The following is a 14,063-nucleotide window of genomic DNA, read 5'->3' as shown; positions in this document are numbered from 1 at the left end:
CAATCGCTTTCGCAACGAGGGGAAACATGCGGCGTTTCTTTCTTTGCCTGCTGGCGTTCGGCGTCCTCGCTGTCGTTTCAGTCATGATCCTGCCCAGCTTCGTTTCGAGCGACTGGATGCGCGCCGAACTGGGGCGGCAGCTCTCGAACGCGACCGGCAGCGCAATCGCGCTCAACGGCCCGGTCAGGCTTTCCGTCGTCCCGCATCTGGCGGTGGTGGCCGAAAACGTTTCGCTCGATGCGGACGGCATGACCGCAGAGATTGGCGAAGTCGCGGGCTCGGTGACGCTTTCCTCGCTCTGGTCCGAACGCCTGCACGTTAGGGAAGTAAGGCTCGTGCGCCCTGTCGTCGCGCTGCGGCCGAAGGCCGAGGCCGCAGCGGCCACCCAAGACGGGGGGGCCGAGGCGGGACAGGCGAGCACGGGCGAAACACGCGATCCGCTCGCCGCTCTCGTGGCGTTCCTCGAAAAAAGCGCCATCGACAAGATCTCGATCAGCGAGGGAACGCTGCGGCAGGAGGACGCCGCCGGTTCGGTCGACGTCGTCAAGGATCTCGACCTTACGCTCGCCGTTCCGGATATCGATGGCGAATTGTCGCTCTCGGCCGGCGCCGGCGTCGAGGGCCGGCGCTACGAGGTGACGCTTGCCGTATCGCCATTGCGTCCGTTGCTCGAGCACAAGCCCGCCGAACTCAGCCTCTCTCTGCAGGCCGAGCCTCAGCTCGCGGCCGGGCTCACCGAACTGACCGCCAGCGGCCAGGTGGCGCTGAATGCCAATGGCGGTTACCAGATCCGCGGCGGCAAGCTTACGATCGGCGACGAAGCGCTCGGACTCGACGCGCTGTTCGTGCCGGGCAGCCGCCCGCGGTTCCTCGCCGACCTCAATGCCGAACGGCTGGACCTGAGCGCGTTCCTCGAGGGCGGCGAGACCGCCGCATCCTCCTCGCAGCCCGAGGAACCGGCAGGCCGGACGGACAAGGCCAAGGCGGCAGCGGGCCTGCAGGCGCTGGCCGGCTTTGACGCCGATATCAGCGTCAATGTCGGCGCCCTTGCCGTCGGCGACATTTCCGCATCCGACGTCACGCTGACGGCGACGCTCAAGGACGGACAACTGACCGGGCGGCTCGAGCATCTCGGCATCGACGCCGGCAGTGTTGCCGCCGATCTCGCCGCCGACGTCAGCGCCGCCGAGCCGATTTTCCAGGGCCGCGTCGTCAGCAACGGGCTCGACGTTTCCAAACTCGCGGCTCTGGCCGGCCAAGCGGTGCCGCTGACGGGGACCGTGACGATGGACACGGCCTTCGCGTTCCGCGGACTGAGCGCAAGCTCCGTGCGCAAGACGATCAACGTGACCGGCGGCGCGAGCCTGCACGACGCGACCATCGTCATTCCCGGCATCGCCGATCCGGCGATGGCCGAGGTGAAGGCAAAGAAGCTCGCCCTCAAGATCGAGGGCCTGGCCAAGCCGATGCGCCTTGCGGGCAGCCTCGTCTGGCGCGGCAAACCGGCCGATCTCGACCTCACGCTGCCGGTCCGCGACCTGCTGATGGATGCCAACGCCCGCGCGGGTGACATCCCGCTGAAGCTCGATGTGCGCACGAAGGAGGCGACGCTTGCGCTGGACGGCAAGGCGGCGCTTGCAGGCAACTACGCCGGCAAGGTGAACTTCGCGGCCGCAGACCTGCAAGCACTTCTTGCCTGGATCGGCCAGGCCGACGCGGGCGGCATTAGGCAATTCGCCTTCAACGGCGACGTGCAGGCAAGCGCTGCCGGCGTCGCGTTCCAGAAGGCCACGCTCTCGGTCAACGGGGTCGAGGGAAGTGGTAACGGCGCGGTCGAACTTGGAACCCCGCTCAAAATTTCAAGCGCGCTCCATTTCAAGGAACTGGACCTCGCGCGGCTGGCCGGCGCACCTTCGGCAGCGCCGCAGGCAAAGGCCAAGGGCAAAGCGGGCGGAGGCCCTGCCCCGGATGCGCCGCTGGATCTGTCCGCGCTTCGCACGATCGATGCCTCCATCAAGGTCGATGCCGAGACGCTCGGTTACGGCCGCGTCGTCGCCGGGCCGGTCGCTACCTCCCTGAGGATCTCCGAGGGCATTGCAAACCTCGACATTCCCGAAAGCCCCTTCTATGGCGGCCAGGTGGCCGCAAGCCTCACCGCAGACGGCTCCGGCACGGAGCCGTCGATCGCGGTCAAGGCCTCGATTTCGGGCGCTTCGGCCGCGCCGCTGCTGACCGACCTTGCGAACTTCAAGCACCTTGAAGGCGCGCTGCAGACGACGTTCGACATTGCAGGCGCCGGCGGCACGACGGGCGCGCTCAAGCGAGCGCTCAAGGGCACGGCGCAGGTGCGCTTCTCCGACGGCGCCATCCGCGGGATCGACGTCGCCGACGTCTACAACAATCTCGTCGGCCTGATGTCGTCCGGCTTCAAGCAGAACGACAACAAGGCGACCGGCTTTACCGAGCTCGGGGCGTCCTTTGCGATCGAGAACGGCGTTGCCCGCACCGACGACATCAAGCTCGTCGGCCCGCTCGTGCGGATGAGCGGCAAGGGCGAGGCAAACCTGCCGGAGGACCAGTTGAACTTCCGACTCGATCCACGCGTCGTCGCATCCTTGCAGGGCCAGGGCGCCGATATCGCGACGGAAGGCATCGGCGTGCCCGTCATCATCGAAGGGTCGTTTGCCGCTCCGCGTATCTATCCCGACCTATCGGGCCTTCTGAAAAACCCCGATGCCGCGCTTTCGACGTTGAAGAAGCTCGGATTGCCGACCGGCAAGCTGGGGCTCGACGAGCTCCTGTCCGGCGAAGGCAAGGGAGGGAAGCTCCGCGACATCCTCAGCGGTGCGATCGGCAAGCAGCCGAAAGATGAAGGCCGAGAACTCTCCATCGAGCAGATCATAGGCGGTGGCGGCGCCGAGCCCGAGGCGGCACCGCCTGTCGAAGGGCAAATTCCGCCCGACACGGCTGCGGAACAGCCATCGCCGGAAACGCCGCAGCCTGAGCAGCAACCCGCCACAGAAGCCGAGCAGCCGGCACAGGACAAGAGCACCTTGGGAAAGCTGTTCAAGCTCCTTCAGTGAGCGGGCGCCTCCGGTGATGGAGCCCGAAGCCTGAAACATGCCCACAAGACCGCACTTGCCGGCTTCCAACTACGGCCGGCAGTGCTAAAGCTGTCTGCGATTGCTGCAAGGACAGAAAGATCATGAGACACGACCCGTTGTTCGAGCGTCTTTGGGACGGCACGGCTCCGATGGAAGAATGGACCGCCGCGGTCTCGCATGGCGCCATCACGCACGTCGCCGACGATATCATCACCGTCCATACGACCTATTTCTGCGGCAGCGTGACGGCCATCCGCACGCGCGAAGGCCTGGTCCTGATCGATACCGCGAAGCCGGAAACGGCAAAGCAGACCCTCGACGTCATACGCTCGTGGGACGACAGCCCCATACACACCGTCATATTCACCCATGGCCATATCGACCATACCAGCGGGATCACGGAAATCGACCGGGAAGCGGATGCGCGCGGGCTGGCGCGGCCGCGGATCGTCGCCCACCGCAACGTGCAGCGGCGGATGGAGCGCTACGAAGTCTCGCATGGCTACAACAGCATCGCGCAGAGCCAGCAGTTCAACAATCCGGGCTACGTCTATCCGATCGGCCAGCGGCGACCGGACGTGGTCTTTGACGACACCCTGTCGCTCTCCATAGGCGGCGAGCGGATCGAACTCTTTCACGGCAGGGGCGAGACGGACGACGCAACATTCGTCTGGCTGCCGGAACGGCGCGTCCTTGCGAGCGGCGATTTCGTCATCTGGGTGTTTCCGAACGCCGGCAATCCGCGCAAGGTGCAGCGTTATGCTGCCGATTGGGCGACGGCACTCCGGCGGATGGAGGCGCTCGCCCCGGCGGTCCTCATTCCCGGTCACGGTCCGGTCGTCTTTGGCGAAGAGCGCGCGGCCGAGATGCTGCGCGACGGGGCAGAGGCGCTCGAGCATCTCGTGCGCGAAACGCTCGCGCTCCTCAACAGGGGCGCGACACTCGACGAAGTCCTGCATGCGGTGAAGGTGCCGGATGCATATCTGGCCAAGCCCTATCTGGCAGCCAAATACGACGACCCGGAATTCCTCGTCCGCGGCATTTATCACTTCTATGCCGGCTGGTTCGATGGCGACGCGGCCCACCTCAAGCCGCCGCGGACCGCCGACCTCGCATCGGAACTGGCCGCTCTTGCCGGCGGCGCCGAAAAGCTTGCAGAACGAGCCGTGCGCCTATCGGAGGAAGGGCGTTTCCGCCTCGCGGTGCAACTCATAGAATTCGCCAGTGCAGCCGCACCCGACGACCGTGCCATTCAGGCAACCCGCGCGGCGGTCCTGCGACAGAGCATCGAGAACGAGAAGTCACTGATGGGCAAGGCCTTTCTCGCGGTCTACGAACGCGAGGCGGCGCAGCGGTCCAAAGGCTAAAGCATGTCGCGCAACGATTTGCGACAACGCCATAAAAGCAAGAGCTTAAAACCTGTCGCGTGAAGCCTCTTCACGCGGCACCCGCTTGAAAGAGTTTACTTAGAAGCCAAAGGACTGCTGTGCGGGTTTTGGCTGTTGCTCTTCCAGGTGGACGCCTTCCAGTTCGAGCATGCGCGTCTTGGTGGTCGACCCGCCGGGCGCCGAAAACCCGCCGATCTTGCCGCCGGCGGCCAGCACCCGGTGGCAGGGGATGATCAACGATACCGGGTTTTTGGCCATGGCCTGGCCGACATCGCGCGCCGCTTCCGGCCCGACGCCCAATTCCTTGGCGAGCGCGCCATAGGTGGTGGTCTGGCCCCAGCGCAGCGCCCGCGCGGCCGCGTAGATACGCAGGAAGAACTCGTCCTGGCCTTGTAGGTCCACCGCAAAGCCGGAGAAATCGACCTCCCTGCCTTCGAAGTAGCGCTGCACGGCTTCCACCGCCGCCTCTATTTCAGGCGTCGGCTCCGACGCGTCGCCGGAAGGCAGCCGCCGTAGCAACAGCCGTTCGGTCGCATCTCGCGTGCTGGTCGGCAATTGAAAGCGCGTGATGCCGACATCGTTCCAGGCGATGCCGCAGAAGCCGGCTGCGGTCTCAAAGATGAAATAACGATGCATCGCCTGGCCCATCGGCCTTGCCTCCACTTGTACGCCTCTCCCTAGAAATCGTGCAGGACGCCGCCGAATTCAACCCGTTTCCTGCCTACGCGACCGCCGTTTTGGCACAGATTGCCCGAAGCCCCGCACACCGCCCCGCGCCGTCATTTGCGAAAGCTTTACGCTTGTCGGGCATGGTTTCGCGCGAACATCAGGAGACGATGGTGGACATCCTGCATACCCCGACGATCATGCTCAGTTCGTTCGCGACACTGGTGATCTTCGCCGCTTTCTTCGGACTTGCCTGGCGACAGGAGCGCAAAAGCCTCGAACTGCTTCTGTGGTCCTCGGCCTTCGCCATCGGCGCGCTTGGCTTCGTCCTGTTGACGCTGCGCGGCGACGGCTACAACTTCATCACCATCTCGCTCGGCAATGCGCTCGCGGTGCTAGGGCTGGCGATGATCTGGCTTGGCCTGCGCGCCTTTGACAATCAGCCGCTCAAGATCGCCTCCGCGCTCATCGGGCCGATCCTGTGGATCGTCGTCACCTACTCTTCAGACTATGTTCGCGAGAGCGTCACCAGCCGGATCGTGCTCTATTCCTTGCTGATCTTCGCCTATTCGGCACTGATCGCGCACGAGATCTTCCGGTCGGAGAATTTCCGCAAGCTCCCCAGCTCCTACATCGTCGCCTTCGTCTTCGCCACTCATGGCCTGCTCTACCTTTCCCGCATTCCGCTGATCCTGATCTGGCCGCTCGCCGGCAACACGGCGGCGGGAACGGCGCAGCCGCTCTGGTACCAGTTGCTGACCTTCGAGCTGTTTCTTCACAGCCTCGCCGGAGGCTTTGCGTTCTTCGCGCTGGTCAAGGAACGAACGCAGCAACGCTACAAGCTCGCCTCGGAAACAGACGCACTGACGGGCGTGCCGAACCGCCGCTCGTTCCTTGCGCAGCTGGAGAGCCATCTCGCCACGCAACCGGCCAGAGGAGCGCTGCTCTATCTCGACATCGATCACTTCAAGGCGATCAACGATCGCTTCGGCCATACGGTGGGCGACCAGGTGCTCGTGGAATTTGCCGGGATCCTGTCGAAGGCCGTGCCGCGCAGCGCCGTGATCGCGCGCATCGGCGGCGAAGAATTCGCCGCCTGCCTGCCGCAGGCGGATCGCGCCGACGCGATCGCCATTGCCGACAGCATTCGCACCTCGCTCGAGGCGCGCCGGATGAGCACGGCCAAGGGCGTGCTGTCGGCAACGGTCAGTATCGGCATTGCCTTTGCCGACCGGCACGAGGATGTGCACGCGATCATTTCCGCCGCCGACGCCGCGCTTTACGCCGCCAAGGCCGCCGGCAGAAACAGCGTCTGGTCGGAACATCCGTCGGGCATGCCGCAGTTTGCTGCGGGCTCGATTGCGCCCACAGAAACGGCGGCAACGCTTCTATCGCTAAGCCCATCCAGAAGCAGTGCGGCGACGCGGCGGCCCACCGGCTCCTGATATTTCCGCGTCAGTGAAGCGAACCATCGGCCGGTCGCGCCGGTATCGCGCCCCGCCGCCTATCCGTTGACGCGCTTTACCAGCGCAAGCGAGGCGGCTGAGACGAGCAAGGCGCCGCCACAGCCTCTTTCCATCCAGCGCCGCATCGACGAGGCGGCAAACTGCGTCGTCTTGAAGCCGACAAGGGCGTAGCCGAACATGACGGCAAACTCGACGACGGTGAACACGGCCGTAAGCGCCAGGAACTGCGGCAGTTGCGGCGCGGCCGGGTTGATGAACTGAGGCAGCAGCGCGGAAAAGAACAGGTAGGCCTTCGGGTTGGTGATGGCCACGATCATGCTGTGGCGGCAGATCGCAAGCGCGGATTCCGAACGAACGAGATCGGCGCTTTCCGCGCGCTGTCCTTCGGCTTTTTCGGTTCTGCCGGGCCGAAGCATCTTGTAGCCGAGCCAGGCGAGATAGCCGGCGCCCACATATTTGACGACCGAGAACCAGAACTCCGAGGCGGCAAGGATGGCGCCGAGGCCGGCTGCAACGGCGGCGATCAGGAAGAAGTCGGAAAGGAGCACGCCGACCATGCCGGCAACCGCCTTTTTCATGCCGAAGCGAGACCCGTTGGCCATCGCCAGGATCACATCCGGACCGGGTGTCACGACGGCGATGAAGGTGACGGCCGCAAAGGCAGCCACGGTGCTGATGTCCATGAACGAGCTCCTCCCCTAAGCGGCCTATCTTTGGCCATTCAGATCGAGCGTGTAAAGCACCCGCCCCGCTCAACCGCGCGTCGGCTTCACCTGGAGAATTGCGCATTGCGCGAAGGAACACGCCCGTCAAAGGACAGCTGAACCGCCTTTCCGGATCCTGCGTCGACGGCATGAATGTGCAGATGCGGCTCCGTGCTGTTGCCGGAGTTGCCGACGGCGCCGATCGGATCGCCGGCGAGAACCCGCGCCCCGACCGTGGCGGTCACGGTCCCCTCGCGCAGATGCGCCAGTTCCACCCGCATGCCGTCGCAGGCGACGATCACGTGGTTTCCGGCCGGGTTGTCCCGGTCCGCCTCGGGCGGCGGCAGGTCGGGAAGACCGTCGACGGCCGCAACGACCTCCCCCTCGCAGGGGCTGACGACGGTCTTGCCGAAGATGGCGTAGTCGGCGGGCTCCCTGGGCAGCAGTCCGAACGCCCGGAAGCCGGCGTCGCCGATCGCCGTGATGTCGAGGGCGTGGCGTTGCGCCGGGTGATCGCTGTGATGATTGAGCACGCCGATGCCGCCGCCCTGCGCGACGACGAAGCGACCGCCGGTCAGCGGAAAGGTCAGCGCGCGCGGATCGTACCGTGCACCGATGCCCCAGGAGACATAGGCGAGTGCTGCACCGAAGACGACGAGAGAGGTTACGGTCGGCACCAGGCTGTGCGCCAAGGCGCCACGATCGAGCGACAGCCAGGGCCGCCGCCAATGTCGGGGCAACGAAACCAGAGCCGCTGCGACCGCGAGCGCGGCAAGCGCCGCCCGGGTCCAGAAGCCGGCGATATCCCAGCGGTTGAGAACCCCGATCAAGGCGAGCAGGACGACGGTTTCTGCAAACGCCAGCAACCAGCCAAGCCGCGTCGGCTCATTCAGCCGCCACAGTCGCCAGATAAAGGCAAGCGGCAACAGGATGCTGAGAACAAGCAGAAAACCGACGACAACGACCATGACCCCTCCTGTTGCACACGACGGCGCTGTTTACACAGGGAAAAAATAGGGATATTTTTTGTCCTTAATAGATGCGGACGGCATCTGCCGGACGAAAAATGATCGTTAGAGCGTATGATCCTTAAGAGCCAAGTCGAATGGGCGTTGCACTGTTGCGCCATTCTCGCCGGCCTGCCCGAGGGCCGCTACCTATCGACCAAGGCGCTGGCCGAATTCCACGGACTTCCGAAGGAGTATCTGTCGAAGGCGCTGCAAAGCCTGTCACAGGCCGGCCTCGTCCACACGACCCTCGGCCCTTCTGGAGGCTACCGGCTGGCAAAGGCGCCAGCGGAACTGACCTTCCTCGAAATCGTCGAGGCGGTCGAAGGCAGGACGCGCACCTTTGTCTGCACCAACATCCGGGCCAACAATCCCTGCCGGGCGCCTGGTTACTGCGAAGAGACGCCCTGCGCTGTGGCGCGTATCATGTGGGAAGCGGATGAAGCCTGGCGCGACAAGCTGCGAAGCGTGCGCCTGTCCGATCTGATCGAGACGCTTTCGAAGGAACTCCCCGCCGATCTCTGGAAGCGAAGCTTCGCCTGGGTGCTAGAGCGCGCCGGATGAGCGGCGCCCTGCCGTGGTTTCAGCCGGCGAGACGTAGAGATACGCCGGCAGCGCGAGCGACAGGCCATCTTGCCGGCATTGCTCATGGACGCGTGCGATCACCTCGTTTCGCGCGGGCGTCCTTTCCGCCGGGCTTCTGACGCGAAACTGCAGTTCGATCTCGATCGCCACGGCGTCGATTGCCATGAGGGCCACGGCCGGCGGCGGATCGTGCACGATACGGGTGCATGCCTGCAAGGCGGTCCGCAGAACCTCTTCGGCCCGGCCGGGCGGGTGATCCGCCGAAATGCGGATCGGCAGCGAGATCTGATGGGTTTCGTCAGGGCGGCTGAAGTTGGTGAGCCCGACCTTGGCGAGTGCGCTGTTCGGCAGGACGACGACATTGTGGGCGCTGGTGAGCAGGAAGGTGGAGCGCCAGTTGTTTTCGATGACCCGCCCTTCGGTTCCGTCGCCGAGCGCCACCCAATCGCCGATGGCGAACGGCCGCCCCAGGGTCAGGGCAATCCCGGAAAAGACGTCGCCGAGCGTGTTCTGAAGCGCAAGCCCGAAGATGATGGCGACGACGCCTGACGTGGCGACGAGCGTGCCGATCGGCGCTTTGAAAACGAACCCCAGGATCGACAGCGCCACGCCGAGATAAACGGCAGCGACGATGAGATCCTGTAGAAGGCGGGCTTCCTGTGGCCGCCGGTCAAGAACGATGTAGAGGCGAACGAAGCCGACGAGGGACCAGGCGAGGTGTGTCCACCATAGCACCCGCGCCGAGGTCGCGAGGAACGCCGCCGCGCCTTGCAGATGCTGGTCGTCGCCGCGATGCGGCATGATCCCGGCAAGAAGGAGAACCGCGGTCATGATGGAGAAGAACAGGATCTGAACGATCAGCCGCGCCATCGGACGACGGCGACCCTGCAGAAGCCAGACGACGATGCCGGCAGCCCCGAGAAGGTTGATCAGGATGAGCGGCAAGGGCAGGTGCTCGGCGAACATGGCAGGCTCCAACAATTGGGCCGAAAGAAGGACCGGGCGCACGATTGGCACCCGGCCCTTGGCATCACGCTATTTCGTCACCGGAAAAGTCAGTTCCTTTTCGGCGGTGTCGACGACGAAGACGGCCAGCAGCTTGGCCGGCGCGGTCTTGCTGCCGTTAGCGCTGACGCCGTGACGGTCGCCCGGCATTTCGGAGAAGCTCTCACCGGCCTTGTATTCCTTCACCGGGCCATCATTGACCTGGCTGAGGATCGAGCCTTCGAGCACGGTCGCATAGATGAACGCCGTGCTCGCATGGGTATGCGCCTCTGACGAGCCGCCAGGTCCGTATTCCACCAGGACACCCTTGATGCTCTTGCCCGGAATGTTCGGCAATTCATGCTCATAGACAAGCGTCACCTTGGCAGCATCACCGGCGACGGCGGTGCCGAACAGGGTTGCGGTAACGGCAAGAGCGGCGAGGAGAGACTTAATCATGTCGAAAATCCTTTCAGATGAGGGAGACGCGCGACGCGCACCTCCGGTTCGGTTACTTGCGGGGCGCCGTTGCGAACCACTCTTCGAAGGTGATGCGGCCAAGGCGGGGATGGTTGTCGGAAACGAGCGAGCCGTCCTCGAGCAGAGCACCGAAATAACGCGCCTCCCGGTCGGGCTCGACCTTGCGATTGTCGCCCGTCGCCTTGAGATAGCGGGCGACGAGATCGCTGAGGCGCGAGCGTTCGGGACCGGCAATCTCGATCGTGCCGTTGACAGGAGCGGCGAGCGCCACGTCGGTCATGGCATCGGCCACATCATCCGAGGCGATCGGCTGCACATAGGCCGGCGACAGGCGCACGACGTCGCCGACTGTTCCCGATTGCGCGATCCCGCTCAGGAACTCCATGAACTGGGTCGAGTGCACGATCGTAAAGGGCACGCCACCGGCCTTGATCAGCTTTTCCTGGGCAAGCTTGCCGCGGAAGTAGCCGCTCTCTTGCAGCCGCTCGGTACCGACCACGGAAAGCGCGATATGGTGTTTGACTCCGGCAGCCTTTTCGGCGGCAAGCAGGTTGCGGCCGGACGTCTCGAAGAATTCAAGCACCGCCTTGTCCTCGAACGAAGGGGAGTTGGCGAGGTCGACGACGACATCGCAGCCGCTGAGCGCTTCGGCGAGCCCCTCGCCTGTGATCGTGTTGACGCCGGTGTTCGGCGAGGCGGCGATCACCTCGTGTCCACGCTTGCGCAGGCGTTCGACCGTCTTTGAACCGATGAGGCCGGTTCCGCCAATGATGACGATTTTCATGGGATCCTCCATCGGCGGCGCCCATCGCGCCGCCTTGCATGAGGGTTGCTGAGGCGCGCTCAGTTGAGCCCGGCTTTGTCGAGCCCATAGAGCTTGTCGGCCGAGCCGGGCACGGACTTGAAGGCGACGCTGACGCGGTTCCAGGCGTTGATGGCCATGATGGAGAAGGTCAGATCGGAGATTTCCTTCTCCGAGAGCTGGCCGCGCACGCGCTCGTAGAGTTCGTCCGGTACGCCGCCCTCGGGCAATTTCGTCAGCGCCTCGGTCCAGGCGAGTGCTGCGCGTTCGCGCGGCGCAAACAGGTTCGATTCGCGCCAGATCGCCACGTGGTAGAGGCGCAATTCGCTCTCGCCGTGGATCTTCGCCTCTTTCACATGCATGTCGACGCAGAACGCGCAGCCATTGATCTGCGAGGCGCGCAGATTGACGAGATCGCGGATGGCCTGCTCGATGACGCTGTCCTTCAGGCTGAGGCTGAAGTCGGAGATTTTCTTGAAAAACTCGGGTGACTGCTGGGCGTAGTTGAGGCGCTGGGTCATGGATTTGCTCCTAATTAAGGACATTTGATATCCTTATGGATACAAGATATCCTTAATTGATGGACAGTAAAGCGCGTCCGGCGTAAACTCGGCGCATAAGGCTTATGTCGAAACGTTTGGGGGAAGCCGGATGGACATCGTTTCTGCGCTCAGAGCCTTCCTGCGGGTGGCAGAGACCGGCTCGTTCTCCGCCGCCGCCAACGACCTCGGCCTGACCCAGCCGGCCGTGTCACGCCAGGTCTCGGCGCTCGAGGAGCATCTGCGCACGCGGCTTCTGCACCGGACGACGAATGCGCTGGCGCTGACCGCCGAGGGCGAGCACATGATCCCGATGGCGCTCAAAGTGGTCGAGGCGGTCGATGCTCTCACCGAGGCCTCCTGCGGCGAGACCGGCCTCGTGGCGGGCCGCGTGCGGCTTACCGTGCCCGCGCCGCTCGGCCTCTATCTCAGCGATCGCCTGGCTGCCCTGCTCGCCCGCCATCCGGGCCTGTCGGTCGAGCTGCTGTTTCGCGAGGAACCCTCGGACCTGGTCGGAGAGGGCATCGATCTGGAGGTGCGCTTGGGCCCGGTGTCGGAGAGCGGCCTGATCTGCCGGCGGATCGGCTGGACGACCGCTTTTCTGGTGGCGGCACCCGACTATCTGGATCGGCGCCCCGCGCCCACGTTACCCGACGACGTCGGGACGCATGAATGCATCTGCTACAGCCGCGCCGGCGACGGCCGCCAGTGGACGTTTTCCGACGGCTCCGACGACGTTTTCGTGCGCATCGCACCCCGGCTTGTCGCCAACAGTGCCGTGGCGGTGCATCGCGCGGTGCTCGCCGGCAACGGCCTTGCAATCCTCTCCCATATCCTAGCCCGCCCGGACATCGACGCCGGTCGCCTGGTCAACGTCATGCCGGCTTTCCCGCCGGCGCGCCTGCCGATCAGCATCGTCTACCCCTCGCGCAGAAACGTGCCGCTGCGCGTGCGCACCGTTCTCGATTTCCTGGTGGAGGTGGTCCGGGAAGACCCGTTGATGGCGTCCGCCTCCTGACCGCGGCTTGGGTCAGCGTTGGCCGGCCGAGGCACGAAGGGGCAGCCCGCCATAGGCCTTGATCTCCTTCAGCACGAAGGTCGTCTGCATCTCCTTGATGCACGGCAGGCGCCGCACGACCTTCATGGCAAAATCCGAATAGGAATCGAGGTCGGCAGAGACGACCTGGAGCAGAAAGTCCGCATCGCCGGCGATGCTGTAGCAGGCAACGACGCTGTCGAGCTTCATCACCTCCTCGGCGAAGGCGTCCGCTTCCGCCTCCGTATGGCTGTCGATCTTCACACGGATGAAGGCAAGCACCCCAAGGCCGATTTCCCGCCGATTGAGAACGGCCATGTAGCCCTGGATGACGCCGTCGTCCTCCAGTTGCCGCACGCGCCGCCAGCAGGGCGAGGTCGACATGCCCACCTCCTCCGAAAGCGCCTGGTTGCTCAGGCGCCCGTCACTTTGCAGTGCGTTCAGAATCTTTACATCGGCGGGCGTCAGGGTCGCGGGCATTTTCCATCTCAGTTCGAGGTGTACGCGGTAGAATCTACCTCATATTTTCCATTTTTCGCAACATCCGAAAGAAACTGCCTCGCCACACGGTCTATTCTCCCGTCCGGCAGCCGCCTTGAGATAGAGAGAGGAAACAGACCACGTGCTTCAGGACACCCGCCTCGCCATCATCGTCAATCCCGAACTGGCACCCGGCCATCTCGCCAACACGATCGCGGCGATATCCATCGGCATCGGCTCGGCGATGCCCGGTCTCGGTAACCAGAAGCTGACGGACAGCAGGCAGAATACCATCGATATCAGCTCCAACCGGCCGGTGCCGATCCTCCAGGCCGATGGCGCGACGATCCGTGCGCTGCTCCTGAAGGCGCTGCCGAAAGACGACGACCGTGTCGTCGTGCCGTTTCCCGCCTTCGCGCGCTCGCTCCACAGCTACGCGGACTACGAGGCGCAATTTCCGGAACGCGACCTTTCGCAGGAGACGATCGACGGAACCGGCCTTGCCGGCGACGGAAAGTGGGTCAAATCGCTGACGGGATCGCTGAAATTGCTGCGATAGGGCAAAAGCCCCGCAACGGCGCGGCGGGTCGGGCCTGCCCCTGCCCGGCATGTACATTTTTTTCACCCGAACCAGACCAATGCGCAGATTGGTGGCGACACATTCGCAACACCCATAGCCATTCGCTCGGAAAGGCTGCGCTTTCCGACTTGCCGGCCTCTTCCCGCCTTGACGGGACCCGCCCTGCGCGACAAGCTCTGAAAACAATTTTCAGAATATCAGAATTCCTTCACATACCACATCGGCTCGACGGCTCCCGCCGT

General features: G+C 64.3%; 14 protein-coding genes. 6 read left to right on the top strand and 8 right to left on the bottom strand.

The annotated features are described in order from the left end of the window. Positions 1-26: 26 nt before the first annotated feature. Positions 27-3,083 carry an AsmA family protein gene (locus L981_RS26505; RefSeq protein ID WP_043623447.1) on the top strand — a complete coding sequence of 1,019 codons (3,057 nt, stop codon included), beginning with the start codon at positions 27-29 and terminating at the stop codon, positions 3,081-3,083. 122 nt (positions 3,084-3,205) lie between these two features. Beyond that, positions 3,206-4,471 carry an alkyl sulfatase dimerization domain-containing protein gene (locus tag L981_RS26500; RefSeq protein ID WP_082006164.1) on the top strand — a complete coding sequence of 422 codons (1,266 nt, stop codon included), beginning with the start codon at positions 3,206-3,208 and terminating at the stop codon, positions 4,469-4,471. A gap of 99 nt (positions 4,472-4,570) precedes the next feature. Here the strand turns inward: L981_RS26500 and L981_RS26495 are convergent, their stop codons facing one another. Continuing rightward, entirely contained in the window at positions 4,571-5,140 is a 570-nt protein-coding gene (locus tag L981_RS26495; RefSeq protein WP_043623444.1) for a methylated-DNA--[protein]-cysteine S-methyltransferase, read from the bottom strand. A 191-nt stretch (positions 5,141-5,331) separates the two neighbouring features. Here L981_RS26495 and L981_RS26490 point away from each other — a divergent pair, with 191 nt between their 5' ends. Continuing rightward, positions 5,332-6,603 carry a GGDEF domain-containing protein gene (locus tag L981_RS26490; protein ID WP_197067196.1) on the top strand — a complete coding sequence of 424 codons (1,272 nt, stop codon included), beginning with the start codon at positions 5,332-5,334 and terminating at the stop codon, positions 6,601-6,603. Positions 6,604-6,662: 59 nt separating this feature from the next. On the opposite strand, the gene L981_RS26485 is transcribed toward L981_RS26490, so the two are convergent. Together L981_RS26485 and L981_RS33450 are read right to left on the bottom strand one after the other, a co-directional pair. Next, positions 6,663-7,307 carry a LysE family translocator gene (locus L981_RS26485; RefSeq protein WP_043623440.1) on the bottom strand — a complete coding sequence of 215 codons (645 nt, stop codon included), beginning with the start codon at positions 7,305-7,307 and terminating at the stop codon, positions 6,663-6,665. 86 nt (positions 7,308-7,393) lie between these two features. After that, positions 7,394-8,296 carry a M23 family metallopeptidase gene (locus tag L981_RS33450; RefSeq protein WP_052202025.1) on the bottom strand — a complete coding sequence of 301 codons (903 nt, stop codon included), beginning with the start codon at positions 8,294-8,296 and terminating at the stop codon, positions 7,394-7,396. Positions 8,297-8,410: 114 nt separating this feature from the next. On the opposite strand from L981_RS33450, the gene L981_RS26475 reads away from it, so the two are divergent. Further along, positions 8,411-8,899, top strand: coding sequence for an Rrf2 family transcriptional regulator (locus L981_RS26475; protein WP_043623437.1), 489 nt, complete (start codon positions 8,411-8,413; stop codon positions 8,897-8,899). On the opposite strand, the gene L981_RS26470 is transcribed toward L981_RS26475, so the two are convergent. The 4 genes from L981_RS26470 to L981_RS26455 form a co-directional block, all read right to left on the bottom strand. Further along, positions 8,882-9,886: a mechanosensitive ion channel family protein gene (locus tag L981_RS26470; protein WP_043623434.1), complete on the bottom strand. Its 1,005-nt coding sequence runs from the start codon at positions 9,884-9,886 to the stop codon at positions 8,882-8,884. The genes L981_RS26475 and L981_RS26470 overlap by 18 nt on opposite strands. Before the next feature lie 69 nt (positions 9,887-9,955). Next, on the bottom strand, positions 9,956-10,363 hold the full coding sequence (locus L981_RS26465; RefSeq protein WP_043623431.1) for a cupin domain-containing protein: 408 nt from the start codon (positions 10,361-10,363) through the stop codon (positions 9,956-9,958). A gap of 52 nt (positions 10,364-10,415) precedes the next feature. Beyond that, the gene (locus L981_RS26460; RefSeq protein ID WP_043623428.1) at positions 10,416-11,168 is read right to left on the bottom strand and encodes an SDR family oxidoreductase; all 753 of its coding nucleotides are present in this window, start codon (positions 11,166-11,168) and stop codon (positions 10,416-10,418) included. 59 nt (positions 11,169-11,227) lie between these two features. Further along, complete coding sequence (locus L981_RS26455) at positions 11,228-11,707, bottom strand: carboxymuconolactone decarboxylase family protein (protein ID WP_043623425.1); 480 nt, start codon at positions 11,705-11,707, stop codon at positions 11,228-11,230. 130 nt (positions 11,708-11,837) lie between these two features. Between L981_RS26455 and L981_RS26450 the strand changes: the two genes are divergently transcribed. Continuing rightward, entirely contained in the window at positions 11,838-12,743 is a 906-nt protein-coding gene (locus L981_RS26450) for a LysR family transcriptional regulator (RefSeq protein ID WP_043623422.1), read from the top strand. 12 nt (positions 12,744-12,755) lie between these two features. Here the strand turns inward: L981_RS26450 and L981_RS26445 are convergent, their stop codons facing one another. Continuing rightward, positions 12,756-13,241, bottom strand: coding sequence for an Lrp/AsnC family transcriptional regulator (locus tag L981_RS26445; protein WP_043623419.1), 486 nt, complete (start codon positions 13,239-13,241; stop codon positions 12,756-12,758). 142 nt (positions 13,242-13,383) lie between these two features. Between L981_RS26445 and L981_RS26440 the strand changes: the two genes are divergently transcribed. Beyond that, complete coding sequence (locus L981_RS26440) at positions 13,384-13,800, top strand: DUF2000 domain-containing protein (RefSeq protein WP_043623416.1); 417 nt, start codon at positions 13,384-13,386, stop codon at positions 13,798-13,800. Positions 13,801-14,063: the final 263 nt, after the last annotated feature.

The organism is Ensifer sp. ZNC0028 (assembly GCF_000799055.1).
Taxonomy (GTDB): Bacteria; Pseudomonadota; Alphaproteobacteria; order Rhizobiales; family Rhizobiaceae; genus Ensifer.
The sequence above is the reverse complement of the archived record's forward strand: the minus strand, read 5'-3'. Positions and strand labels throughout refer to the sequence as shown.

Coding starts and splice junctions, on each gene's coding strand:
- L981_RS26485 (WP_043623440.1), bottom strand. CDS start 7,307: ATGGACATCAGCACCGTGGCTGCCTTTGCGGCCGTCACCTTCATCGCC.
- L981_RS33450 (WP_052202025.1), bottom strand. CDS start 8,296: ATGGTCGTTGTCGTCGGTTTTCTGCTTGTTCTCAGCATCCTGTTGCCG.
- L981_RS26495 (WP_043623444.1), bottom strand. CDS start 5,140: ATGGGCCAGGCGATGCATCGTTATTTCATCTTTGAGACCGCAGCCGGC.
- L981_RS26450 (WP_043623422.1), top strand. CDS start 11,838: ATGGACATCGTTTCTGCGCTCAGAGCCTTCCTGCGGGTGGCAGAGACC.
- L981_RS26475 (WP_043623437.1), top strand. CDS start 8,411: ATGATCCTTAAGAGCCAAGTCGAATGGGCGTTGCACTGTTGCGCCATT.
- L981_RS26465 (WP_043623431.1), bottom strand. CDS start 10,363: ATGATTAAGTCTCTCCTCGCCGCTCTTGCCGTTACCGCAACCCTGTTC.
- L981_RS26500 (WP_082006164.1), top strand. CDS start 3,206: ATGAGACACGACCCGTTGTTCGAGCGTCTTTGGGACGGCACGGCTCCG.
- L981_RS26460 (WP_043623428.1), bottom strand. CDS start 11,168: ATGAAAATCGTCATCATTGGCGGAACCGGCCTCATCGGTTCAAAGACG.
- L981_RS26505 (WP_043623447.1), top strand. CDS start 27: ATGCGGCGTTTCTTTCTTTGCCTGCTGGCGTTCGGCGTCCTCGCTGTC.
- L981_RS26470 (WP_043623434.1), bottom strand. CDS start 9,886: ATGTTCGCCGAGCACCTGCCCTTGCCGCTCATCCTGATCAACCTTCTC.
- L981_RS26455 (WP_043623425.1), bottom strand. CDS start 11,707: ATGACCCAGCGCCTCAACTACGCCCAGCAGTCACCCGAGTTTTTCAAG.
- L981_RS26445 (WP_043623419.1), bottom strand. CDS start 13,241: ATGCCCGCGACCCTGACGCCCGCCGATGTAAAGATTCTGAACGCACTG.